Raw genomic sequence first — 22,867 nt, 5'->3', positions numbered from 1 at the left:
CCCATCCGCGCGACCGGGCCGGGCGGCACCCGCTCGCCGGAGTCGGTCCCGATGACCGGCCCGGCCGCCCTACTGGTAGATCACGGACAGAAACCTCACCAGGACCGCCTCGCGGGTCGCGGCCGGAAGTGCGTCGAGCACGGCGTTGACCACGGCCATCTCCGGCTGGCCGGCGCCCGGCCGGAGGTCCACGCCGACGGAGGCGGCCAGCTCGGCGAAGGTGGCGTCGTCCAGGGACTCCAGGTCGAGCCCGGCGATCAGGTCGACCAGCCCTTCGGGCAGCTCGGCGGGGCCGCGCAGCCGGGCCGCCTCGGCCGACTCGGCGATCACCTGGAGCATCGCCTCGACCCCGGCCAGCGTCACCCCGGTCACCGTGATGTGCAGATTGGCCGGAATGCCGGCGTAGGACAGCTGCGGCTGCAGGAACCAGCCCCGGGCGCGGGCCTCGTCGGCCAGCGTGAACACGTCGACGTCGGTGCCGCGGAAGGCGATGAGCGACGAGTCCGGCTCGCCGAGCACCTCCAGGCCGGGGATCTCGGCGATCCCTTCACGTAACCGGGCGGCCGCCCGCAGCGTGGACCGGCCGAGCTCCACGTAACCCTCCCGGCCCAGCGCGCGCAGGGTGGCCCACGCGCCGCCCAGCGGACCGGCCGATCTGGAGCTCTGCACGGTGGCGTTGATGATCGTGTAACCGGGCCAGGCGGCCGACGCGAAGTACGCCTTGCGGCGCATCGCCGGGTCGGCGAACAGCAGGACCGAGGCGCCCTTCGGGGCATAGCCGAACTTGTGCAGGTCGCAGGAGAGCGAGGTGACGCCCGGCACCGACAGGTCGAACGGCGGCACGTCCGCGCCCGCCTCGCGCAACCACGGCAGCAGCCAGCCGCCCACGCACGCGTCGACGTGACAGGGCACGTTCGCGGCGGCGGCCACGGCGGCCACCTCCTCGATCGGGTCCACGACGCCCTGCGGGTAGGAGGGCGCGGAGGCGACGACCAGCACGGTGTCCTCGTCGATCGCCTCCTTGACCCCGGGCACCGGCACCCGGTAGGTGCCGAGGTCCACCGGCACTGGGCGGACGGTCACCCCGAGGTAGTGGGCCGCCTTGTGGAAGGCGGGATGGGCGGTGACGGGCAGCACCAGGTTGGGCCGCTCGCGTCCGGCCGCGTCGCGGGCCGCCTTCACCGCCAGCATGATCGACTCGGTGCCGCCGCTGGTGAAGATGCCGTGGCCGCCGCCGAGCAGGCCGGCCACCGCGCCGACGACCTGCTTCTCCATCTCGACGATGCTCGGGAAGGCGGTCGGGTCCAGGCAGTTGACCTCCAGCATCTCGAAGTAGGCACGGGCCGCGGCCTCGTGCACCTCGCCGCGCCCGGTGTCGTAGACGTAGGCCGTGACCTGGCCGCCTCGTACGGGCAGGTCGTGCTCCTTGAGCCGGGCGACCTCGGCCAGCAGCTCCTCGACGGTCGCGCCGGTTTCGGGCAGGTTCACACGTTCTCCTTGACTAGCCGCTCCGTGCTCACGGGGCGTCGCCCGGCAGGCGGAGCATGCGGTGCACCGTCTGGTGCAGGTGGGCGCGGAAGCGGCGCAGCTCGACCCGGTCATCGGGGCCGTGGCGGTTGCCCTGCCCGTCGAGCACGCCGCCCTTGGCGAAGCCGTGGACGCACCAGACGACCGTCCACACGGCGTACTCCACGTCGGCCGAGGAGTCGATCACACCGGCCGCGACCACCGGCCGCAGTGCCTCCAGCACCGCCGACATCAGCGGCTGCACGTACTGGTGTTCCAGCTCGGTCAGGTCGCTGGCGTCGGACAGCCAGCGGTGCATCCACAGCGCGGGCACCTCTGGGTTCTCCACGCAGAAGTCGAGGTAGTCGTCGACCACCTGGTGGATCGCCATGACGGGGTTCGCGCCCGACAGGTCGGCCAGGGACGCCTCCAGCATCATTCGTTCGGCGCGGTGGGCCCGCTCCATCACGGCCAGGTAGAGCTCGCGCTTGCCGCCCATGTGGTAGTTGACGGTGGCGATGTTCAGGCCCGCCGCGTCGGCGATGACCCGGGTGGAGGTGCCGTCGTAGCCCAGTGCCGCGAACAGCTGTGTGGCGACCTTCAGGATGAGAGTGGCCTGCCCGTGGTCGTCGGCGGATGTCATGTCGCAGAAGGTAGTTGCCGAGCCGATTCCCGGTCAATCGCTTGATGGAAAGATTCACCCAATATCTTCCTGTATGGGGGCAAAACGGACGTCTCTCGCGGTGTGTTACGGGATGGTACGTCGCCGCGTCGGGTAGAGGACCGAGGTTGTACGACCATCGGGAGGACCAGGCGATGATCGCCGACCATGACGTGCTCCGCATGCTCACCGGGCTGCTGGACGACAGCCACCTGGCCACGCTGGAACAGCTGCCGGAGCTCGTCCAGAAGCACGCCGCGCTCGCGGGCCTCGACGAGGTGAGCGTCTACCTGGTGGACCTGCAGCAGCGCGTGCTGCGCCTGGTGACCGGGCGCGGCGACGACGCGCACCAGGAAGCCGGAGGGCCCCTGGCCGAGTTGCGGGTCGAGGCCACGCTGGCCGGGCGGGCGTTCCAGGAGGTGCGGGTGCTCCCCACGCCGGCGACCGAGCAGGGGCCGGCCGGCTGGTGGGTGCCGCTGCTGGACGGCACCGAACGGCTCGGCCTGCTGCGGGTCACCGTCGCCGACGCGGACGAAGGCGTTGAGGAGGTCATGCGCCACCTGGCCTCCCTGGTGGCGCTCATGCTGGTCAGCATGCGCACGCACAGCGACTCCTACGCCCGGCTGGTGCGTTCGCAGCCGATGCACGTCGCCGCCGAGATGCAGTGGCAGCTGACACCGCCGCTGACGTTCGCCACCGAGGACGTGACGATCGCGGCGGTGATGGAGCCGGCCTACGAGGTGGGCGGCGACGCCTACGACTACGCCCTGGCCGGCGACATCGCGCACCTGGCGGTCTTCGACGCCATGGGCCACGACGTCGCCGCCGGGCTGACCGCCAACCTGGCCATGGCGGCCTGCCGCAACCACCGCCGCCAGTACATGGGCCTGGTCGCCAACAGCGAGGCGATCGAGCACGTGCTGATCGAGGAGTTCGGGCGGATGCCCCGCTACGTCACCGCGATCATGGCCGAGCTGAACGTGCGCACCGGCCAGCTCACCTGGATCAACCGCGGCCACCACCCGCCGGTGGTCATCCGCGGCGGCCGGTGGGCCACCGTCCTGGAGTGCCCGCCCTCCCACCCGCTCGGGCTCGACCTGGGCCTGCCCATCACCCTCTGCCAGGAACAACTGGAGCCGGGCGACCGGGTGCTGTTCTTCACCGACGGCGTCATCGAGGCGGGCGGCCGCATCGGCGGGGAGTTCGGCCTACACAGGTTCATCGACTTCATGATCCGCCACAGCTCCGCCAGCCTGCCCGTGCCCGAGACCCTGCGACGGCTGGTCAAGAGCGTCATGAAGTATCACCAGGACCAGCTCGACGACGACGCCACGGTCCTGCTGACCGAATGGCACGGCCCCGCCGCCGACCGGCTACGGCTCTGAGTCCTTCGGCGGCCCCCCTCAGGTGGCCATCTCGCTGGAGTCGCTCAGGTCACGCGGACCCGCCGGCGCGGACGGCAGGCCGGCCCGCCGCAGCCGGTGCACCTTCAGCCCGTCGCCCCAGCGGGCGATCGCCTCCTCGTCGGCGAAGGCCAGGGCGCGCATCATGTTGCCGCCGTCGGTCGCGTCGACCGCGCGGCGCAGGCGCCACTGCAGCGGGCCCGGCATCCGGGCGGTGCCCGCCTCGATCGTGTCGCCGTAGTGCGGGACGTACGCGACCCCGGCGAATCCCGTACGGCGGAGCAGCGTCGGCAGCGTCTCGGACGAGTAGAACATCAGGTGGTTCTTGGTGAAGCCGCTCCACGCCGACCCGAACGTCTTGAGCTGCAGCGATCGGGCGTTGACGGTCAGGATGAGCAGCACGCCGCCGGGCGCGAGCAGGTCGCGGAAGCTCTGGAAGTCGTCGAGCGGCCTCGGCAGGTGCGCGAGCACCGACCAGAGCGTGATGACGTCGAACCCGCCCGCCGCGATCTCCGGCACGTCCTCGGGCGCGCCGTGGTAGGCCCGCGCCCGGGTGAGCCGCGCGTTGGCCCGCTCGACGGAGTCGGGCGACAGGTCCACCCCGCACGCGTCGAACCCGCGCTGCTCGGCCAGCTCCAGGAACAGTCCCACCCCCGAGCCGAAGTCGAGCAGCCGCCGCCCCTCTCCCTGGTCGAGCACGGGGGAGAACGCCTCCATGGTCAGCTGGTAGCGGCGCTGCCGGTTGGCCGCGTAGGCGCCGGTGAGGAAGCCGCTGTAGCCGGAGGAGTAGAGATCGCCGAGCCGCTCGGGCCGCACGTTGGGGTTGCGGTAGAGGAACCCGCACGACGGGCACCGGACGACGTGGTAGCGCCAGCCCTTGTCGCCCGTCGGCTCGAACAGCGGTTGCTGCCGTGGCTCGCCGCACATCATGCAGCTCAGGAACTCCTCGATCTCGCCGAGCTCCCGCGTCGCCGCGTAGTCCTCCAGGGACAGGACCGGCGCCCGGCGCAGCCGCCACCGCCACTGGACCTGGCGGGCGAACCGCTCGCCAGGACGTACGTAGACCCGCTGCCCCAAGGGCAGGCGGTCGTAGCGGGAACCGTAGGCCAGCCGGCCGAGAACTCGCCGGGCAGAGATCATCGCAGAACACCCCAAATGAAGTCGGATGCCTTGAGGCCTTGCCTGCGGTGACTAGGCGTAGTCCATGCAAACGGTCTAGGAACGGTCCGGTGGGTCCGGGCCAGGCCGGTGATCTTCGCGCGCCGGCTCCCCGGCCGCCCCGCTCGCGGGCGGCCGGGCCGGCTCGGTCAGGCGGCTTCGTGCCGCCGCTGGCAGGTGATGCAGTAGCGCGACAGCGGGCGGATCTTCAGCCGCTCGTAGGGGATGGCGGCCTCGCAGTGGGCGCAGCGGCCGTAGCCGCCGTCGTCCAGCCGGTCGAGGGCCTGCTGGGTCTCGTTGATCGCCCGATCGGCCGCGGCTATGGCGGCCATCAGGTCCTGCCAGCCCAGATCGGCGCCGTTGCCGCTGTCCGCCGACGACTTGAGGCTGTCCAGCTGGGTCTCCCGGCGCCGCAGCTGCTCCCGCAGCTCCTCGCGCAGGGTCTGGATCTGGATGCTGCTGAGTTCGGTGATCATGTGAGGTCCTTCCGGAAGGTACGTCTCAGCCGGTGGTCACCCGCGCCGCGAGGGAGGGCAGCACGTGGAGGCGGGCGCTCGCGGGAGCCGTTCGTGATCGGGTGCGGGCATGCGCGAAGCGCCCGCCGGCCATGGGCCTGCGCGGGCAGGGAAATGTGCGGGAAACGGCTAGGTCAGCGGAGGACTGCGCGAGTCGGCCGAGCGGTAGGCGAACTGCTGAGGGCTGCGGATCGAGCCGGTGTCCGTGGCGGCCGGCAGCGGAAGGTGGGGCGCCTCCGATCGCGACGCGCGGCGGATCGGCGGCCACAGGGAGGGCAGGTGCTCGCGCGCGCCGGCGAAGGCCGACGGCATGCCCGACGGCTGGGCGATCCAGTCTCCGGACCCGATCACGTCGGCCGAGCGGCGCGAGGGATCACCCCCGGCCCAGGCAGGGGTGGACACGGCCAGGAACATGGACAGCAGAAGGAGGCCCACCGCGACCGTGAAGGCGGTGGACCGGCGTGGAACCCGCCACGACCTGCCCATGAGCTCGACCATAGCCCAGCCTGCGCGGAAAGGCATGTGCTAATACCCCGGGTAGGTTGACGGCAGGGGTACGGTTGGCCGGACCGGTCGAGGGAGGGATCATGCGCATCAGGCTGTCTGCCGCGCTGCTCCTTCTGCTGTCCATGTTCGTGTTCGTCGGCGGCCACACCGCCGACGCCGCCGGTCACGGCAAGGTCGTCTCCGCTCCGATCGGGCTCTGGCAGACCGACTTCGCGTTCGGCGGCCTGATCCCGGACGACGGCGTGCCCCGGATACACGCCCACACGGGCGGGCACGCAGTGGCGGGCGCCATCGCCGTGCTGCCCGTCACCTCCTGGCTCAGCATTGACCTCCGGTCCGTGCCGGCCGGGCGCGTCGGCGAGGTCGTCCCCTCACAACCGGGCCACCGGGTCGCCCCCGCTCGCGCACCACCCTCCACGACGCTCTGACGTCCCCTTTCTCATCCGAAGCCCGTGGAGGCTCCCATGTCACGTGCGCCTTTGTGGCGCGCGCTGGCCGCGTGCGTCATCGTGGCCACCGCATTTCTGATCGCTTTCACCATGTCGCCAGTCCTCGGCCTCGACCTGCGCGGCGGCACCCAGCTGGTCTTCGAGACCCGCGACACTCCGACGGTCAAGGCCGACTCCGAGGCCACCGACCGTGCTCTCGACGTGCTCCGGCGCCGGGCCGACGCGCTCGGCGTGGTCGACCCGACGCTGGTCCGGTCCGGCGAGCAGCGGATCATCGTGGAGCTGCCCGGCGTGCTCGACCCGCGCCAGGCCGCCGAGGTGATCGGCCGGACCGCGCAGCTCACCTTCCATTCGGTCACCGGCGAGGCGAAGGCCGACGACAAGGAGGCACTGGCGGACGAGTCCGGGCAGCGGCTCTCGCTCGGCCCTGTCGCGATCACCGGTGACGGGGTGACCGACGCCGCCGGGGGGACCGACCCCCAGATGGGGCCCGGCTGGTTCGTCACCGTCAACTTCCGTGAGGCCGGCGCCTGGCAGAAGCTGACCGGCGCCGCCGCCTGCGAGGCGGTCGGCGATCCCAAGCGCCGGGTCGCGATCGTGCTCGACAAGGAGATCATCTCCTCGCCGCAGGTCGATCCGTCCGTGCCCTGCCGTGGCGGCATCCCCGGCGGCTCCACCCAGATCACCGGCTCCTTCACCTCGGAGGAGGCGCAGAACCTGGCCATCCTGATCAAGGGCGGCGCGCTGCCGGTGCCGCTGGAGATGATCGAGCAGCGGACCGTCGGCCCCACGCTCGGCTCGGCGGCCATCGAGGCGAGCGCCAAGGCGGGCGTCGCCGGGGTGATCCTGACGGCGCTGTTCATCATCGCGATCTACCGCCTGGTCGGGCTGATGGCCGCGATCGCGCTGGCCGCGTACGGGCTGATCTCCTACGCCGCGCTCATCGCCCTGGGGGCGACGCTCACCTTGCCGGGTCTGGCCGGCTTCGTGCTGGCCATCGGCATGGCGGTGGACGCCAACGTGCTGGTCTTCGAGCGGGCCAGGGAGGAGTACGCCGCGTCGCCACGGCGGGGGCTGAGATCGGCCCTGGACCGAGGGTTCAAGAACGCCTGGAGCGCCATCGCCGACTCCAACATCACCACGCTGGTGGCGGCGGGCCTGCTGTTCTGGCTGGCCTCGGGGCCGGTACGGGGCTTCGGCGTGACGCTGGCCATCGGCGTGCTCGCCTCGCTGATCTCGGCGATGATCATCACCCGGGCCCTCACCCAGCTGATCATCAACCGGGTCGGCCCGCGCATGTCGGGACTCGGCGACGTCGGCCGGGTCAGGACCTGGATCACCAAGCACAATTTCAACCTGATGCGGCGCGGCCGGCTCTGGCTGGCCGTCTCCGTCGCGGTGCTCGCCACCGCCGTCGCCGGGCTCTCATTCCAGGGCCTGAACTTCGGGGTCGAGTTCACCGGCGGCCGGATCGTCGAGTTCGCCACCCAGCAGCCGGTCGACGCCGAGACGGCCCGGCAGGTCGTGGCCGACGCCGGGCATCCCACGGCGGTCGTGCAGTCGTCGGGCGACGCCATCTCGGTGCGCACCGGGCAGATCACCTCCGACGACGTGGTCGCCATCGAGAAGGCGCTCGACGCCGAGGTGGGCGACGTGAACAAGCAGCGCGACGAGCTGATCGGCCCCAGCCTTGGCGAGGAGCTGCGCCGCAACGCGCTCATCGCGCTGGGCGTGGCCCTGGCCGCCCAGTTGCTGTATCTGGCGGTCAGGTTCAGGTGGACGTTCGGCACGGCCGCGGTGCTGGCGCTGGTGGTGGACACGGCCGCCGTGGTCGGCGCCTTCGCCTGGATGGGCAAGCCGATCGACGGCGTCTTCCTGGCGGCGATGCTGACCATCATCGGCTACTCGGTCAACGACAAGGTGGTGGTGTTCGACCGGGTGCGGGAGATGTGGGCGGCCCAACGCAAGGCGCCGTTCGGGCAGGTCGTCAACGGCGCGATCCTGCAGACCGTGCCGCGTACCGTCAACACCGGCCTGGGCGCGCTGTTCATCCTGGCCGCGCTGGCCGTCTTCGGCGGTGACTCGCTGCGCGACTTCGCCATCGCGCTCATCATCGGCATCGTGGCCGGCACCGCGTCCTCGTCGTTCGTGGCCGGACCGCTGGCGATCGAGCTGGAGAGGTTCAGCAAGCAGCCGCCGCCCGAGCCGCCCAAGCCGCGGGTGTCGCGGTCCCGCGAGGGCAGCGGAGCCGTGGTGTAGCACGGAGCCCGGCCCGGCGGCCCCTCGCGGTCGCCGGGCCCGGTGGTCCTTCGTGGACGGCCGGGCCGTCAGCTCAGGCGGAGGCGGGCGTTGACCCGGCGGACCAGTTCCTCCGGGAGCTTGAGCACCGTGCGGTCGTAGGTGAGCAGGCCGTTCAGCTCGTCCTCGACGTCGGAGAGCTGGGTGTAGACGGTCGCGCTCAGCCCGAGGGGGATGGCCGGCGCGATCTGCTCCTCGTGCAGCCGCTCGAACGCCTCGCCCAGCTCCTCGGCCGTGTCGTGCCTGCGGTAGCCGAAGGTGCGGTCGTTGAACGTGTGGCCCTCCACCCGAAGGCCGTAGCCGCCGTACTCCGACAGCACCAGGACCCGGCCGTCGCGGCGGCGCGGCACCCGGAAGCGGCGGAAGTAGACGTGCAGGCTCCGCAGGTCGCCCGCGCCCTGGTCGTGCCAGCCGCTGGCGTGGTCGATCGTACGGGTGGGGTCGAGCTCGGCCAGCTCGGCGGCGATCTCCGCCGCGTCGAACTGGCCCCAGCCCTCGTTGAACGGCACCCACACGGCCAGGCTCACCACGTTGCGCAGGTGCTCCACGGTCTCGTGGAGCTCCGCGCGGAACCGGGCCCGGCCGTCCTCGTCGGCACGGCCGAACCACCGGTGCCGCCGGTCGCTGAGCCGCAGCGGCGTGACGGCGGGCGCGGTGATCACCAGTGGGTGGTAGTGGCCGCCGCCGTTGACCAGGTCCTGCCAGACCAGGATGCCGAGCCGGTCGCAGTGGTAGTACCAGCGCAGCGGCTCGATCTTGATGTGCTTGCGCAGCATGGTGAAGCCGAGGCGCTTCATCGTGGCGATGTCGTGCACCATGGCCTCGTCCGACGGCGCGGTGTACATGCCGTCGGACCAGTAGCCCTGGTCCAGGATGCCGGCGTGGAAGTAGGGGGCGCCGTTGAGCATCAGCCGGGGCACGCCGTTCGCGTCGGGGCCCACGGTGAACGAACGCAGCCCGACGTAGCCGTCCACCCGGTCGTCGCCGAGGCGTACGGTCACGTCGTACAGGAAGGGGTCCTCCGGGGTCCACGGCCTCGGGTCGGGGACGGGCAGGCGGACAGGGCTGCCCGCCGGGACGGTGACGCGCGCCACGGTGGTCCCGGCGGCGCGCAGCTCGACGTCGGCGTCGCCCGCTCCCGAGGCGTGCACGGTCACCTCGACGCAGGAGTCGTCGAGGTGCGGGATGAGGGTCAGCCGTTCCACGTGCAGGTCCGGCACGCACTCGGCCCAGACGGTCTGCCAGATGCCCGACTGGGCGGTGTACCAGATGCCGCCGCGCTTCAGCCGCTGCTTGCCGCGCGCGTGGTGCCCGGTGTCGGACAGGTCGCGCACCTCCACGACCAGGGTGTTGGCGCCCTCGGTCAGGGCGTCGCCGAGGTCGCAGGTGAAGGGCAGGTAGCCGCCGGTGTGGGCGCCCACCTCGACGCCGTTGAGCAGCACCCGGCAGGTCTGGTCCACCGCGCCGAAGTGCAGCAGCACCCGGACCGGCCGGCCGTCGCCGGGCCGGAAGCCGTCGGGGAGGGTGAGCGTGCGCCGGTACCACAGGGTCTGGTCGGGCTGGAGCTGCCGCTCGACGCCCGACAGGGGCGACTCCGGCGAGAACGGCACCAGGATGACGCCGTCGTACTCGGCCGGCTCCTGGCCGGCGGGGGTGCCGGCGGGAGTGATGGCGTACTCCCAGCGGCCGTTGAGGTTGAGGTGGCTGTCGCGGACGAGCTGCGGCCGGGGATACTCGGGCAGGATCGCGTCGGGGTCGAGGCCGGCGCCCCAGGGCGTGGGCGGGTTCACGTGGCCTGCCTCCTGCGCAGCGCGAGCACGATCGGCACGACCAGCACCAGCATGGCGGCCGAGGCCAGGAAGATGGCCGGGGTGGGCACCTGTTTGAGCACGCCCAGGTCCTCGTAGTACTCGTCGGCGCCCCTGATCACCAGCGCGCCCAGAAAGGGGCCGACGACCATCGGGATGAGGATGCCGAAGACCATCCGCAGCCCCTGGACGTGTCCGGCCCGGTCGGAGGGCGAGTGGTCGCGGATGATCGCCCCGACCGGCGCCATGACCAGCATCAGGCCGGATATGAGCACCAGCCCGGCGGCTATGGCGGGGACCATGCCGCGCACGGCCCACATCAGCAGCAGACCGAGCCCGTACACCCCGATCGCCGGCAGCAGGAAGCGCACCTTGCCGACGCGGTCGATGAACCGGCCGGCGACCACGCTGACGATCGAGGCGCCGGTCAGGACCACCCCGAGGACGACGGCGTACGCCTCGATGTGCAGGTAGCGCTGGACGTAGATGATCAGGTACGGCAGATAGATCTGCGTGGAGATGCCGAAGAGCGCCGCGACGGACAGCGCGAGGTAGAGCGGCGGGTTGGCGCGCATCACCGAGGGGCGCAGGCCGTGCACCACGGACGCGAGGTAGCCGCCCCGCTGGCGGACGAGGTGCGGCCGGTCCCGGACGAGGAACCAGGAGGCGAGGCCGACCAGGGTGATGGCACCGCCGACGAGCAGGAAGAACAGCTGCCACTCGCCGGCCCGGGTGAGGGGGTCGAGGGCGCCGAAGACGGCCAGCATCGACACCAGCGGCATGATCGCCAGGACCGACTCGACCCGGCCGCGGTTGTCGGGCCGCGTCACGTCGGTGACCCACGCCTGGAAGGCGGCGTCGTTGGCGCCGGCCCCGAGGAAGGACATCAGGCAGTCGAGCGCGATCACCGTCAGCACGGCGGCGGTGACGGCGCCGGCCACGGGGCCGGCCTCCGCGAGGGCGTCGACGGTGACCAGTCCGAACGCGGCGGTGGACAGACCCCACAGCACGTATCCGGCCGAGACGAACACCCTGCGCCTGCCGGTCCGGTCGGAGGAGGCGCCGATCACCAGCGTCGCCAGCGTCGCGGCCACCGCGCTGGCCGCCACCATGGCCGCGATGACGCGCGGGTCGTCGCTGATCGTGTCGTGGACGAACACGTTGAGATACATGTTCTCGACGGTCCAGGCCACCTGACCGACGAAGCCGAGGACGATCACCGCGGTCCAGAGCCGGGGCGGCAGTCGGGAGGGGGCCGTTGTCACGCGCGAGAGCCTACAAGGATCTCTAACTCCGACGGGCGCCTGGTTTATCACGGTTTGAAGTGCTTTTATGTGACGACTTTTCCCGCTATGTCGGAACCGAGTAAGGCGCTGAACGACCTCATTAAGTGAAACCTTAGGAGGGCGTTGACATCCCCGGTTCGCGGCGGTCCACTTGGCCTCCACGACCAGCGAAGGGGTGTTGGATGCAGGTTCCAGCGCCATTGGAGTACGAACGCGCCACGAGCGTCGATCACGCGATCGGGCTCCTGGAGCGGCTCGGAGACTCCGCGAGACTCGTCGCGGGCGGCCACAGTCTGCTCCCGATGATGAAGCTCCGGCTCGCCACGCCCGAGTATCTGATCGACATCAACGATCTGCACGCCCAGCTCGGCTACATCAAGGTGGAGCCGGCCCAGATCCGCATCGGCGCGATGACCCGGCACCGCGAGCTGCTGGAGTCCGACGCGCTCGCCGAGACGTTCCCCATCTTCCGCGACGCGGAGCGCGTCATCGCCGACCCCGTCGTCCGCAACCGGGGCACCCTCGGCGGCTCGCTCTGCCAGGCCGACCCGTCGGAGGACCTGTCCGCGGTGTGCACCACGCTCGGGGCCAGCTGCGTGATCCGCAACAGCGGCGGCGAACGGGTCGTCACGATGGAGGAGTTCCACCGGGGCCCCTACGAGACCGCGGTCGGCGACGCCGAGATGCTGGTCGAGATCCGCGTCCCCATCCGGGGCAACGGGTCCAGCGCGTACGAGAAGGTCGAGCGGCGCGCGGGCGACTGGGCGATCGTGTCCGCCGGGGCGGCCGTCTGGCTGGACGGCGGCGTCATTTCCGACGCCCGCGTCGGCCTCGCCGCCGTCGGCCCCAACACCACCGGGCTGCCCGCCGTCTCCGAGGCGCTGCGCGGCCGGGAGCCGTCCGAAGAGGTCTACCAGCTGGCCGGCGACCTCGCCGCGCGGCACTGCGACCCCGCCACCGACATGCGCGGCAGCGCCGACTACAAACGCCATCTCGCCTTGGAGCTCACCAGGCGGGCCCTGCGCCGCTCCGTCGCCCGGCTCAACGGGAGGGTGTGACATGCACGTATCCATGAACGTCAACGGTGAGGAGGTCACCAGGGAGATCGAGGGGCGGCTGCTCCTCATCCACTTCCTGCGTGACCACCTCGGACTGACCGGCACCCACTGGGGCTGCGACACCAGCAACTGCGGCACCTGCGTCGTGTGGCTCGACGGCGAACCGGTCAAGTCCTGCACCGTGCTCGCGGCCATGGCGGGTGGCCACGAGGTGCGTACCGTCGAAGGGCTGGAGCGCGACGGCGAGCTCGACCCCGTCCAGCGCGGCTTCATGGAGTGTCACGGTCTGCAGTGCGGGTTCTGCACCCCCGGCATGATGATGACGGCCAGGGCGCTGCTCGACCGCAACCCCGACCCGTCCGAGGGCGAGATCCGCGAGGCGATCTCCGGCCAGATCTGCCGCTGCACCGGCTACGCCAGCATCGTCCGCTCCGTGCGGTGGGCCGCCGCCCACGAGGCGGCCGCCCACGAGGCGGCCGCCCACGAGGCCGCCGCCCACGGGGCGGCCGATCAGGAGGCCACCGCTCAGGTGCCCGCCACCGACGTCACCAGCGGAGCGACCCCATGACCGCGACCGACCACCGGCCCGCCGGATTCGAGAACAACGACCAGAAGCCGCTCGGCTACGGCCGGATGCTGCGCAAGGAGGACCCGCGCTTCATCCGCGGCCGGGGCCGCTACGTCGACGACGTGCAGCTGCCCGGCATGCTGCACCTGGCCATCCTGCGCTCCCCGGTCGCGCACGCCCGCATCGTCAGCATCGACGTCAGCGCGGCGCAGGCGCACCCCAAGGTCAAGGCCGTCGTCACGGGCGCCGACCTGGCCGAGCAGGGCCTGGCCTGGATGCCGACCTTGTCCAACGACGTGCAGGCCGTGCTCGCCACGGACAAGGTCCGCTTCCAGGGCCAGGAGGTCGCCTTCGTGGTGGCCGAGGACCGCTACTCCGCCCGCGACGCCCTCGAACTGATCGACGTCGAGTACGACCTCCTCGACCCGGTGATCGACGCCCGCACCGCGCTCGACCCCGGAGCCCCCGTCATCCGCGACGACCTCGAGGGCAAGACCGACAACCACTGCTTCGACTGGGAGACCGGCGACGAGGCGGCGACGGAGGCGGTGTTCGCCTCGGCCGACGTCGTCGTGAGCCAGGACCTCGTCTACCCGCGCGTGCACCCCGCGCCGATGGAGACCTGCGGCTCCGTCGCCGACTACGACCGGGTCGAGGGCAGGCTCACCCTCTGGTCGACCACCCAGGCGCCGCACGCCCACCGCACGCTGTACGCGCTGGTCGCCGGCCTGCCCGAGCACAAGATCCGGGTCATCTCGCCCGACATCGGCGGCGGTTTCGGTGGCAAGGTGCCGATCTACCCCGGCTACGTGTGCTCGATCGTCGCCTCGATCGTGACCGGCAAGCCGGTGAAGTGGGTCGAGGACCGCGCCGAGAACCTCACCAGCACCGGCTTCGCCCGCGACTACATCATGCGCGGCGAGATCGCGGCCACCAGGGAAGGCCGGATCCTGGCCATCCGCACCAACGTGCTGGCCGACCACGGCGCCTTCAACGGCGTCGCCGCGCCGACCAAGTACCCGGCGGGCTTCTTCGGCGTCTTCACCGGCAGCTACGACATCGAGGCCGCCTACTGCAAGATGACGGCCGTCTTCACCAACAAGGCGCCCGGCGGGGTGGCCTACGCCTGCTCGTTCCGCATCACCGAGGCCGTCTACCTGGTCGAGCGCATCGTCGACTGCCTGGCGTACGAGCTGGAGATGGACCCGGTCGAGCTTCGGATGAAGAACTTCATCCAGCCCGACCAGTTCCCCTACACGACCAAGACCGGGTGGGTGTACGACTCGGGCGACTACGAGCCCACCATGCGCGAGGCCCTGCGCCTGGCCGGCTACGACGAACTACGCGCGGAGCAGGCCGAGCGGCGGGCCCGGGGTGAGCTGATGGGCATCGGGGTCGCGTTCTTCACCGAGGCCGTCGGCGCCGGGCCGCGCAAGGACATGGACATCCTCGGCCTCGGCATGGCCGACGGCTGTGAGCTGCGCGTCCATCCCACCGGCAAGGCGGTCGTCCGGCTGTCGGTGCAGAGCCAGGGACAGGGCCACGAGACCACGTTCGCGCAGATCGTGGCCGAGGAGATCGGCATCCCGCCGGACGACATCGAGGTGGTCCACGGCGACACCGACCAGACGCCCTTCGGCCTCGGCACCTACGGCAGCCGTTCGACGCCGGTGTCGGGCGCGGCGGCGGCCATGGTCGCCCGCAAGGTCCGCGACAAGGCGCGGATCATCGCCTCGGGCATGCTGGAGGTGTCGGTCGCCGACCTCGACTGGACCAAGGGCTCCTTCCACGTCAAGGGCGACCCGTCCAAGTCGGTCACCATCCAGGAGATCGCGTTCCGGGCGCACGGCGCCGGAGACCTGCCCGAAGGCATCGAGGGCGGCCTGGAGGCGCAGATCTGCTACAACCCCTCCAACCTCACCTACCCGCACGGCGCCTACATCTGCGTGGTCGACATCGACCCCGGCACCGCCCACGTCAAGGTGCGCCGGTTCATCGCGGTCGACGACTGCGGCACCCGGATCAACCCGATGATCATCGAAGGTCAGGTGCACGGCGGCCTCACCGACGGCGTGGGCATGGCGCTGATGGAGATGATCGCGTTCGACGAGGACGGCAACTGCCTCGGCGGCTCGCTGATGGACTACCTCATCCCCACCGCGCTGGAGGTGCCCGACTGGGAGACGGGCTTCACCGTCACCCCCTCACCGCACCATCCGATCGGCGCCAAGGGGGTCGGCGAGTCGGCCACCGTCGGCTCCCCGCCTGCCATCGTCAACGCGGTCGTCGACGCGCTCAAGCCGTACGGCGTCCGCCACGCCGACATGCCGCTCACCCCCTCGCGGGTGTGGGACGCCATGCGCGGCGTGCCGGCGCCGCCGATCTGACAGGAAAGACGCGATGCGGTCCAGCAAACGGATGGAGGAACTGGTCGCCGACCGGGTTCCCTTCGTCCACGCGGTCGTGGTCCGGGCGCAGCTGCCGACGGCGGTCAGCCCGGGCGACGACGCGATCATCCTGCCTGACGGGTCCATCGAGGGGTTCGTCGGCGGGCAGTGCGCCGAGAGCTCGGTCCGCACCGCCGCCCTGGGCGCGCTCCAGGACGGGCGTACCGTCCTGCTGCGCGTCCTGCCCTCCGACGAGCAGGACTTCCCCGACTCGCCGGGCGCGCGGGTCGTGGTGAACCCCTGCCTGTCGGGCGGCGCCCTGGAGATCTTCCTGCAGCCGCTGCTGCCACCGCCGGTGCTCTGGGTGTCCGGCGACTCGCCGATCGCCATGAGCCTCGCCGACCTCGCCGCGACGGTCGACTTCACGGTACGGCGGGCCGCGGAGGGGCAGTCGCCCGATGGCGCCTCGGCGGTCGTGGTGGCCAGCCACGGTCGCGACGAACAGGCCGCGATCCGGGCCGCCCTCGACGCGGGCGCCGACTACATCGGTCTCGTGGCCAGCCACCGGCGCGGCACCGCCGTGCTCGACGAGATGGGGCTGACGGACGACGAACGGCGGCGGGTCCACTCACCGGCCGGTCTTCGGATCGGCGCCCGCACGGCACCGGAGATCGCCCTGTCGATCCTCGCCGAGATCGTCGCCACCGTCCGCACCGGCGACCTCGCTCCGCCGGGCCCGCCGGGCTCACCCGGCTCACCCGGCTCACCCGGCTCACCCGGGTCGGTCGGGTCCGGTCCGTCCGGGGCGTCCGGGGCGGTCGGTGGGGACGCGCCCTTGGGCTCCATCGGGGCGCCTGTGCTCGTGGTCGATCCCGTGTGCGGGATGAGCGTGACCGTCTCAGCGGGCACGCCGCATCTGGTCGTGGACGACGAGGACGTCTGGTTCTGCGGCACCGGCTGCCGTGATCATTTCGCGCGGGCGGCAGGGCGGTAAGGAAGTGGCGGAAAGCGGCGGCCTCACGAGCCCTGCGTTCACCGGGGCCGACGACATCAGGCATCGCCTCGACGAGCTCGACTACCTGGTCGACGACGGCACCGCGGCGGCGCTGTTCTTCGCGCTCAGCCTCGGCCGGCCGCTGCTGCTGGAGGGCGAACCCGGCGTGGGCAAGACCACGGCCGCCAAGGCACTGGCCCGCGCCCTGTCCACCCCGCTCATCCGGCTGCAGTGCTACGAGGGACTGACCGCCGGCGAAGCCCTGTACGAGTGGAACTACCAGCGGCAGATGCTGGCCATCCGCCTGGCCGAGGCGCGTCACGACCGGCTGAACGACGCCGACCTGTTCACCGAGGACTTCCTCCAGGAACGCCCGATCCTGCGGGCCATCAGGCACCGCGGCCCGCAGCCGCCCGTGCTGCTGATCGACGAGATCGACCGCGCCGACGACGAGTTCGAGGCGCTGCTGTTCGAGTTCCTCGGCGAGGCGTCGATCACCATCCCCGAGCTGGGCACGTTCACCGCCGAACGCCGCCCGATCGCCGTCCTGACCTCCAACCGCAGCCGCGACCTGCACGACGCGCTGCGCAGGCGCTGCCTCTACCACTGGATCGACTTCCCGGCCCCCGAGCGCGTGGTCGAGATCCTGCGCCGTACGGTGCCCAGCGCGAACGAGGCACTCATCCGCTCGGCCACCGACTTCGTCGGCCGGATCCGCCGCTTCGACCTGGACAAGGCGCCGGGCATGGCGGAGACCATCGACTGGGTCTCGGCGCTGTCCTCGCTCGGCGCGACCGAACTGGTCAGGGAGGACGTCCTGCGCACGCTGAGCACCGTCGCGAAGACCCTGGACGACCGCGATGTCATCACCGCCGCGCTCGACCAGTTGACCTGAGGAGACACCAGATGAAGATCGACAACGAGTTCACGGTCGGCGTGCCCGTCGAACGAGCCTGGGAGGTGCTCACGGACCTGGAGGCGATCGCCCCCTGCATGCCCGGCGCCCAGCTCACCGGCGTCGAGGACGAGGTCTACACGGGCAAGATCAAGGTGAAGGTCGGCCCAGTCGTCTCGCAGTACGCGGGTACGGCCAGGTTCCTGGAGAAGGATGCCGTCAACCACCGGGCCATCATCGACGCCAAGGGCCGTGACTCCCGGGGCGCGGGCAACGCCTCCGCCGTCATCACCGCCCACCTCCGCGCAGACGGCGACCACACCGTCGTCACCGTGAACACCGACCTCAAGATCTCAGGCAAGATCGCCCAGCTGGGCAGCGGCATGATCAAGGAGGTCTCCACCAAACTCCTCGGCCAGTTCGTCACCTGCCTCGAATCCAAACTCACCGCCTCTGCCCCCGTCACGGACCCGGCTCCCGCTACGGACCCGGCTCCCGTCACGGCCCCGGCCTCTGCTACGGACCCGGTCGGTGGTGCCGCCGTGTCGGCGACGGCGGACGACGCGGCGGCGTTGGCCGCCGCCGACAGCGCGACGGCGCCCGTCGCCGAGTCGTCCGCCGCGTCGGGTGACACCGCTGCGGCGTCGGCTGCGGAGTCGCCCTCCGCCGCCGGGCTCCGAAGGCCCGCGACCGCCTCCCCGGCGGCCCTTGTCGCCGCGCAGGGTGAAGGTGCCGCGCCAGCCGCCGCGCGGGGTGAGGACGCCGCCGCGCAGGGTGCGGGTGGGAGGCGGTTCATCGATCAGGATGAGGTGGAGCCGCTCGACATCATGAGTGTCGCGGGCGGGTCCGTGTACAAGAGGGTGATACCGCTCGTCGTCGGGATCGTGGTCGTCATCGTGGCCGTGATCGTCGTCTGGACCCTTGTCGAGTAGCCGCCCCACGCGCCCGGCGATGCTGCCGGGCGTCGATCGGGCCGCCTTCGCCGCCTCGCTGGCCGCGCGGTTGCGGCAGCGGGGCGTGCCCGTGGGGCTGACCGGCGTCGAGGACTTCGTCCGCGCGATCGACGTGGCGCAGCCCAGGTCGCTGCCGGAGCTGTACTGGACGGCCCGCATCAGCCTGGTCCGGCGACACTCCGAGATCGAGCTCTTCGACGAGGCGTTCGCGGCGATCTTCGAGGCGACGGGCCCCGCGCTCGACCCGCATGCCCGGCGTCGGCCGCTCGCCAGGACGAACGGCGCGGACGACGCGTTCGTCCCCTTGCCGGACGCCAACGCCGGAGGCGACGACGCGGGCGGCCTGCCGTGGACGACGCTGCCCGCGGTGGTTGCCGGGGCCGAGGACTCGGACGGCCCGGCGAGCGTGCCCGAGCTGTTGCCGAGCGCCGCCGAGGGGCTGGCCGACGTGCCGTTCGAGCAGCTCGACGAGCGGGAGTGCGAGCTGCTCGGCCGCTGGCTGGAGGAGGCGGTGGCGAACTGGCCGACCCGGCGGGCCCGGAGGTTCCGGGTGTCGCCGCGGGGGCGCGCGATCGCGGTGCGGGCGACGCTGGCCCGGTCGCGCCGTACCGGATGGGAGCCGTTCCGGCTGGCCAGGAAGCAGCCGGTCGTACGGCCGAGGCGGGTCGTCATGCTCTGTGACGTGAGCCAGTCGATGCGGGCGCAGGCATCGGCGTACCTGCATCTGATGCGAGCGCTGGCGGTGACCGTGGACGCGGAGGTGTTCGCGTTCGCGACGACGTTGACCCGGCTGACGCCCGTGCTCGCGCACCGTTCGGCGGCCTCGGCGGTCGAGCTGGCCACCGAGCGGGTGACCGACCGGTTCGGCGGGACGCGGATCGCCACCAACGTGCGGGCGCTGTTGTCGTCGCACCACGGCGCGAAGGTCAGGGGCGCGATCGTGCTGGTCGGCTCGGACGGCTGGGACGGCGACCCGCCCGAGGAACTGGGCGTCGCGATGGCCAGGCTGAGCCGCCGGGCGCACCGGGTCATCTGGATGAACCCCCGGGCCGCGGCCCCCGGCTTCGAACCGCGCGTGGCGAGCATGGCGGCCGCTCTGCCGTACTGCGACCTGATGGTGCCCGCCCACACGTTCGGCTCGCTGCGAGAGGTGATCGGCGCGGTCGCCGGAGTCGCCGGACCACGTTTCCGCTGGTAGCCAAGGTCGGAAGGCGGGTATAGGGCCTCGGGGGAGTTCGGGGCGTACGAATATGGATCGGGCGGGGCTTTGCGGACGGGGGATCCGGCCGGCCACGCGGGACACCGGGTTCTGCCGGCTGGCCGCGCGGTCGCCACAACGAGCGGGCCGCTGGCCAGCAGGCGGGGGCCGAAGGTCCAGCTTCGGCATGGCGAGGGTGACCGGGCGCATCTGACCAGCCTGCAGGGGCTGGTGGCCCTGTCCCTCGACGCGCTCAGCTCCGTCGCCTACGGTCCAGAGGCGATCGCCATCGTGCTGGTCGCCGCGGGCAGCGCGGCCATCGGCTACACCTTGCCGATCACCATCGTCATCGCCCTCCTGCTCGTCATCCTGGTGACGTCCTACTGTCAGGTGATCGCCGCCTATCCGAACGGCGGCGGCTCGTACGCGGTGGCCAAGCAGGACCTTGGTCAGCGGGTCAGCCTGCTTGCCGCCGCCGCGCTCATCGTGGACTACATCCTGACCGTGGCGGTCAGCCTGACGGCGGGCGCCGCGAGCCTCGCCTCCGCGTTCCCCGTCCTGGCCCCGCACCTCCTCGAAACCTGCCTGGTCGGGCTTGCCGTGCTGACCGCGGTGAACCTCTACGGCCTCGCGGACAGCGCGAAAGTGCTGCTGCTGCCCACCCTGCTGTTCATCGCGGCCATCCTCGGCATCGTGGTCGTGGGCCTGCTGCGGACCCAACCGGCGGCGGTGGTCGGGACACCAGAGCCGCTGCCGGCCTACGAGGCGGTCAGCGTGCTGCTGATCCTGAAGGCGTTCTCCTCCGGATGCTCGGCCCTGACCGGGGTCGAGGCCATCGCCAACGGCGTGCCGATGTTCCGCCGGCCGAGGGTCCGGCGTGCCCAGCGGACGGAGCTGATGCTGGGCGCGCTGCTGGCCACGATGCTGGTCGGGCTGGCCGTCCTCATCCGGCGTGACAGCGTGGTCCCCCGGGCGGACGTCACCATCCTCGCCCAGCTCACGGCCGGCGCCTACGGCACGGGCTGGCTGTACTACGCGGCCAACATCATCGTCGCGTTCGCGCTCGGGCTGGCGGCGAACACGAGCTTCGGTGGCCTGCCGGTGCTGATGAGCCTGCTGGCCAAGGACAACCGCCTGCCCCATCTGTTCTCGCTGCGCGCCGAGCGGCCCGTCCACCGGTACGGCGTCGCCGCGGTGGCGATCACGGCCGCGGTGCTCCTGATCGCCGTCGATGCCAACACTCAGCGGCTCATCCCGATGTTCGCCATCGGGGTGTTCATCGGGTTCACCATCAGTCAGGTCGGACTGGTCCGCCACTGGACGATACGGCGCCCGCCGAGGTGGGTGGGCAAGGTGGCGCTCAACGGTGTGGGCGCCGTGATCACCGCCATCGCCGCCCTGGTGCTGCTCTTCTCGAAGTTCACCGAGGGCGCCTGGGTGGTCGTGGTGGTGGTGCCCCTGCTCATGCTGATGTTCAGCCGGATCGAGGGTTACTACACCAAGGTCGACGAGGCGCTCCAACGTGGCAGGCCCCAGCCGGTGCCGCACGCTCCCGATCCGGCGTCCGCGCTGGTCATCGTCCCGATCAGCCCGGCGCACACGGTCAGCGCTCTGACGGAGAAGGCGCTCAGCACGGCGCTGGCCTTCGGCCACGAGGTCATCGCGGTCGCCGCCTCCGACAGCTCCGAGACCACCGAGGACATCCGCAGGAAATGGGACGACTGGCACCCGGGCGTCAACCTGGAGGTCATCGAGAGCCCCCGCCACACGGTGGTCCGCCCCGTCATCGAGTACGTCAAGCGCAAGGAGACGTCCGGCAGATGGCTCATCGTGGTCATCCCGGGCGTGGTGCCGGCCCATCCCCGCTACCGGATCCTGCACACCCAGCGGGATCTGCTTCTGGCCGCCGGCCTGCGTGACCACACGAACGCCGTGGTGTGCTTCGCGCAGTTTCAGATCCGGGCCTGATCCCCGGTCCGCCGCCGGCCCCCGTGCTCACGTACTCCAGCGGTCAGCCTCAGGTCTTCAGCAGTGTTCGACTCCGCCTCTGGATGCTTGCGGAGACGGCTTCCCGGATCAGAGGTGCTTCGGTAAGGGATTCGGACTGCTGTGCCCAGGCCACGGAAATGTTCTTCACGAGATCTGACACGACGTCGGCGAGTGCCGCGCCTTCGGCGCCGAGGCGGCGCTCCAGTCGTTCGAAGGTCCGGACCGTGACCGCGTCGAAACGGCGGGAGCCCGCGAACTTCATCCCCAAAGTCTCGTTGCCTCCCATGTACGCAGACGTACACACCAGGTCATAAGCGGGAGACAGGCTCGGCACCCGTGGATCGAGATACAGGAGCGACCAGTTCTTGAGATGAGCGTCCCCGTTGGAGATCAGAACGTTGAAGGCGAGCCGCCGGGCGAACTCACGCAACCCGTCGAGATCCCGACGGCGATAGATCAGCGCGGCCACCGTCTCGTAGTTGCCGAGGTACTTCTCATTCGGATACACCCCTCGTACCTGGGCGAGATCCTCCATGTGAATGGGATGCCGATCGTTGTCGCGGTCGAAGCGGCGCACGGCGTAGGCCAAAGTCTCCGCTCCTGGCCACATTCGTGACGGCAGCGTATCCAACTCGTCGCGCTGGTAGAGCCGCACCTCCGGAACGTCGATCCCCACGGCTGCGGCAAGGGACATCATGGCGTGCTCGTTGCGTGGCACTTCGGCATAAGTCCGGTCGGGCAGTTTCACGATCCAATCACCGCCCTGCCCAAAGGCAGGCAAGGTGAGGCGGTCGTTCTCGGCGAGCATGGAGAACTTCAGCGCGACGCCGGCCAATGAGAAGCGCAACTCCTCGTGCCCTTCGGCAGAAGGCCCGCTGGGGTGCTCGCTGCTGCTCCCCCACACCTCATCGATGAGGGAATCGTCGTCTTCGGAGGGAAGCACCCTGACCGCACCCGGAAGATCATGGCCTACCTGGGCCAGTAGTTCCATCTCCCGATCCGCCGACACCCCCCGATCGGTCGCGATCCAGTCACGCATGACTCCCTCGGGTAGGAGGTTGGAGAACCAGGGCGGAAGTCTGAGGGCGGCAGCCTGCCGACCCCTGAGATTCTGCTCGAAGGCGAGCCCGAGTATGGCTCTGTGCGGATCGCTGAGGTACCCCTCGCTGAAGATGAATCGCGTGTGGTCGCCACGCTGTAGCAGCGTTCAGACGCGGACCCTCGCCGAGGAGTA

The 22,867-nt window shown here is 71.0% G+C and carries 19 protein-coding genes; 11 read left to right on the top strand and 8 right to left on the bottom strand.

Translation table 11 applies throughout. The annotated features are described in order from the left end of the window. Positions 1-69: 69 nt before the first annotated feature. Both AB0I38_RS01910 and AB0I38_RS01905 read right to left on the bottom strand, forming a co-directional pair. Positions 70-1,488, bottom strand: a complete 1,419-nt coding sequence (locus AB0I38_RS01910) for a pyridoxal phosphate-dependent decarboxylase family protein (RefSeq protein WP_358460308.1) — start codon at positions 1,486-1,488, stop codon at positions 70-72. Positions 1,489-1,516: 28 nt separating this feature from the next. Further along, positions 1,517-2,149, bottom strand: a complete 633-nt coding sequence (locus tag AB0I38_RS01905) for a TetR/AcrR family transcriptional regulator (protein WP_358460305.1) — start codon at positions 2,147-2,149, stop codon at positions 1,517-1,519. Positions 2,150-2,295: 146 nt separating this feature from the next. Here AB0I38_RS01905 and AB0I38_RS01900 point away from each other — a divergent pair, with 146 nt between their 5' ends. Next, positions 2,296-3,552 carry a PP2C family protein-serine/threonine phosphatase gene (locus tag AB0I38_RS01900; RefSeq protein WP_358460302.1) on the top strand — a complete coding sequence of 419 codons (1,257 nt, stop codon included), beginning with the start codon at positions 2,296-2,298 and terminating at the stop codon, positions 3,550-3,552. 18 nt (positions 3,553-3,570) lie between these two features. On the opposite strand, the gene AB0I38_RS01895 is transcribed toward AB0I38_RS01900, so the two are convergent. The 3 genes from AB0I38_RS01895 to AB0I38_RS01885 form a co-directional block, all read right to left on the bottom strand. Next, positions 3,571-4,710 carry a class I SAM-dependent methyltransferase gene (locus AB0I38_RS01895; RefSeq protein ID WP_358460299.1) on the bottom strand — a complete coding sequence of 380 codons (1,140 nt, stop codon included), beginning with the start codon at positions 4,708-4,710 and terminating at the stop codon, positions 3,571-3,573. A 167-nt stretch (positions 4,711-4,877) separates the two neighbouring features. Next, positions 4,878-5,204 (bottom strand): TraR/DksA family transcriptional regulator, encoded by a 327-nt coding sequence (locus tag AB0I38_RS01890; RefSeq protein ID WP_358460296.1) that lies wholly within the window; start codon positions 5,202-5,204, stop codon positions 4,878-4,880. Between the two features lie 168 nt (positions 5,205-5,372). Then, the gene (locus AB0I38_RS01885) at positions 5,373-5,729 is read right to left on the bottom strand and encodes a hypothetical protein (protein ID WP_358460293.1); all 357 of its coding nucleotides are present in this window, start codon (positions 5,727-5,729) and stop codon (positions 5,373-5,375) included. Positions 5,730-5,830: 101 nt separating this feature from the next. Between AB0I38_RS01885 and AB0I38_RS01880 the strand changes: the two genes are divergently transcribed. Together AB0I38_RS01880 and secD are read left to right on the top strand one after the other, a co-directional pair. Then, positions 5,831-6,178, top strand: coding sequence for a hypothetical protein (locus AB0I38_RS01880; protein WP_358460290.1), 348 nt, complete (start codon positions 5,831-5,833; stop codon positions 6,176-6,178). A gap of 36 nt (positions 6,179-6,214) precedes the next feature. Continuing rightward, a complete protein-coding gene (secD, locus tag AB0I38_RS01875; RefSeq protein ID WP_358460287.1) occupies positions 6,215-8,458 on the top strand; it encodes a protein translocase subunit SecD in 2,244 nt (747 codons plus the stop codon). A 68-nt stretch (positions 8,459-8,526) separates the two neighbouring features. On the opposite strand, the gene AB0I38_RS01870 is transcribed toward secD, so the two are convergent. Then, on the bottom strand, positions 8,527-10,287 hold the full coding sequence (locus AB0I38_RS01870) for a glycoside hydrolase family 2 protein (RefSeq protein ID WP_358460284.1): 1,761 nt from the start codon (positions 10,285-10,287) through the stop codon (positions 8,527-8,529). Beyond that, entirely contained in the window at positions 10,284-11,570 is a 1,287-nt protein-coding gene (locus AB0I38_RS01865; protein WP_358460281.1) for an MFS transporter, read from the bottom strand. Before AB0I38_RS01865 ends, AB0I38_RS01870 begins: the two co-directional genes overlap by 4 nt. Before the next feature lie 203 nt (positions 11,571-11,773). Here AB0I38_RS01865 and AB0I38_RS01860 point away from each other — a divergent pair, with 203 nt between their 5' ends. From AB0I38_RS01860 to AB0I38_RS01825, 8 genes are all read left to right on the top strand, one after another. Further along, positions 11,774-12,649, top strand: coding sequence for an FAD binding domain-containing protein (locus AB0I38_RS01860; protein WP_358460278.1), 876 nt, complete (start codon positions 11,774-11,776; stop codon positions 12,647-12,649). Between the two features lies 1 nt (position 12,650). After that, complete coding sequence (locus AB0I38_RS01855; protein WP_358460275.1) at positions 12,651-13,217, top strand: (2Fe-2S)-binding protein; 567 nt, start codon at positions 12,651-12,653, stop codon at positions 13,215-13,217. Next, positions 13,214-15,604 (top strand): aerobic carbon-monoxide dehydrogenase large subunit, encoded by a 2,391-nt coding sequence (locus tag AB0I38_RS01850; protein ID WP_358460272.1) that lies wholly within the window; start codon positions 13,214-13,216, stop codon positions 15,602-15,604. The genes AB0I38_RS01855 and AB0I38_RS01850 overlap by 4 nt, the downstream gene beginning before the upstream one ends. Positions 15,605-15,617: 13 nt before the next feature. Further along, positions 15,618-16,598, top strand: a complete 981-nt coding sequence (locus AB0I38_RS01845; protein ID WP_358460269.1) for an XdhC family protein — start codon at positions 15,618-15,620, stop codon at positions 16,596-16,598. Between the two features lie 4 nt (positions 16,599-16,602). Next, entirely contained in the window at positions 16,603-17,493 is an 891-nt protein-coding gene (locus tag AB0I38_RS01840) for an AAA family ATPase (protein ID WP_358460266.1), read from the top strand. 11 nt (positions 17,494-17,504) lie between these two features. Next, the gene (locus AB0I38_RS01835; RefSeq protein WP_358460263.1) at positions 17,505-18,425 is read left to right on the top strand and encodes an SRPBCC family protein; all 921 of its coding nucleotides are present in this window, start codon (positions 17,505-17,507) and stop codon (positions 18,423-18,425) included. Continuing rightward, positions 18,415-19,644 carry a vWA domain-containing protein gene (locus tag AB0I38_RS01830; RefSeq protein ID WP_358460260.1) on the top strand — a complete coding sequence of 410 codons (1,230 nt, stop codon included), beginning with the start codon at positions 18,415-18,417 and terminating at the stop codon, positions 19,642-19,644. Before AB0I38_RS01835 ends, AB0I38_RS01830 begins: the two co-directional genes overlap by 11 nt. Before the next feature lie 69 nt (positions 19,645-19,713). After that, positions 19,714-21,612, top strand: a complete 1,899-nt coding sequence (locus AB0I38_RS01825; protein WP_358460257.1) for an APC family permease — start codon at positions 19,714-19,716, stop codon at positions 21,610-21,612. Between the two features lie 49 nt (positions 21,613-21,661). On the opposite strand, the gene AB0I38_RS01820 is transcribed toward AB0I38_RS01825, so the two are convergent. Next, entirely contained in the window at positions 21,662-22,837 is a 1,176-nt protein-coding gene (locus AB0I38_RS01820; RefSeq protein WP_358460779.1) for a type II toxin-antitoxin system HipA family toxin, read from the bottom strand. Positions 22,838-22,867: the final 30 nt, after the last annotated feature.

Origin of the sequence: Nonomuraea cavernae (assembly GCF_040655715.1) — a bacterium.
In the GTDB taxonomy this organism is placed as follows: domain Bacteria; phylum Actinomycetota; class Actinomycetes; order Streptosporangiales; family Streptosporangiaceae; genus Nonomuraea; species Nonomuraea cavernae_A.
The sequence above is the reverse complement of the archived record's forward strand: the minus strand, read 5'-3'. Positions and strand labels throughout refer to the sequence as shown.

Excerpts from the sequence above, each read along its gene's own strand:
- AB0I38_RS01905 (WP_358460305.1), bottom strand. The coding sequence starts at position 2,149 with ATGACATCCGCCGACGACCACGGGCAGGCCACTCTCATCCTGAAGGTC.
- AB0I38_RS01895 (WP_358460299.1), bottom strand. The coding sequence starts at position 4,710 with ATGATCTCTGCCCGGCGAGTTCTCGGCCGGCTGGCCTACGGTTCCCGC.
- AB0I38_RS01890 (WP_358460296.1), bottom strand. The coding sequence starts at position 5,204 with ATGATCACCGAACTCAGCAGCATCCAGATCCAGACCCTGCGCGAGGAG.
- AB0I38_RS01885 (WP_358460293.1), bottom strand. The coding sequence starts at position 5,729 with ATGGGCAGGTCGTGGCGGGTTCCACGCCGGTCCACCGCCTTCACGGTC.
- AB0I38_RS01880 (WP_358460290.1), top strand. The coding sequence starts at position 5,831 with ATGCGCATCAGGCTGTCTGCCGCGCTGCTCCTTCTGCTGTCCATGTTC.
- secD (WP_358460287.1), top strand. The coding sequence starts at position 6,215 with ATGTCACGTGCGCCTTTGTGGCGCGCGCTGGCCGCGTGCGTCATCGTG.
- AB0I38_RS01860 (WP_358460278.1), top strand. The coding sequence starts at position 11,774 with ATGCAGGTTCCAGCGCCATTGGAGTACGAACGCGCCACGAGCGTCGAT.
- AB0I38_RS01855 (WP_358460275.1), top strand. The coding sequence starts at position 12,651 with ATGCACGTATCCATGAACGTCAACGGTGAGGAGGTCACCAGGGAGATC.
- AB0I38_RS01850 (WP_358460272.1), top strand. The coding sequence starts at position 13,214 with ATGACCGCGACCGACCACCGGCCCGCCGGATTCGAGAACAACGACCAG.
- AB0I38_RS01845 (WP_358460269.1), top strand. The coding sequence starts at position 15,618 with ATGCGGTCCAGCAAACGGATGGAGGAACTGGTCGCCGACCGGGTTCCC.
- AB0I38_RS01835 (WP_358460263.1), top strand. The coding sequence starts at position 17,505 with ATGAAGATCGACAACGAGTTCACGGTCGGCGTGCCCGTCGAACGAGCC.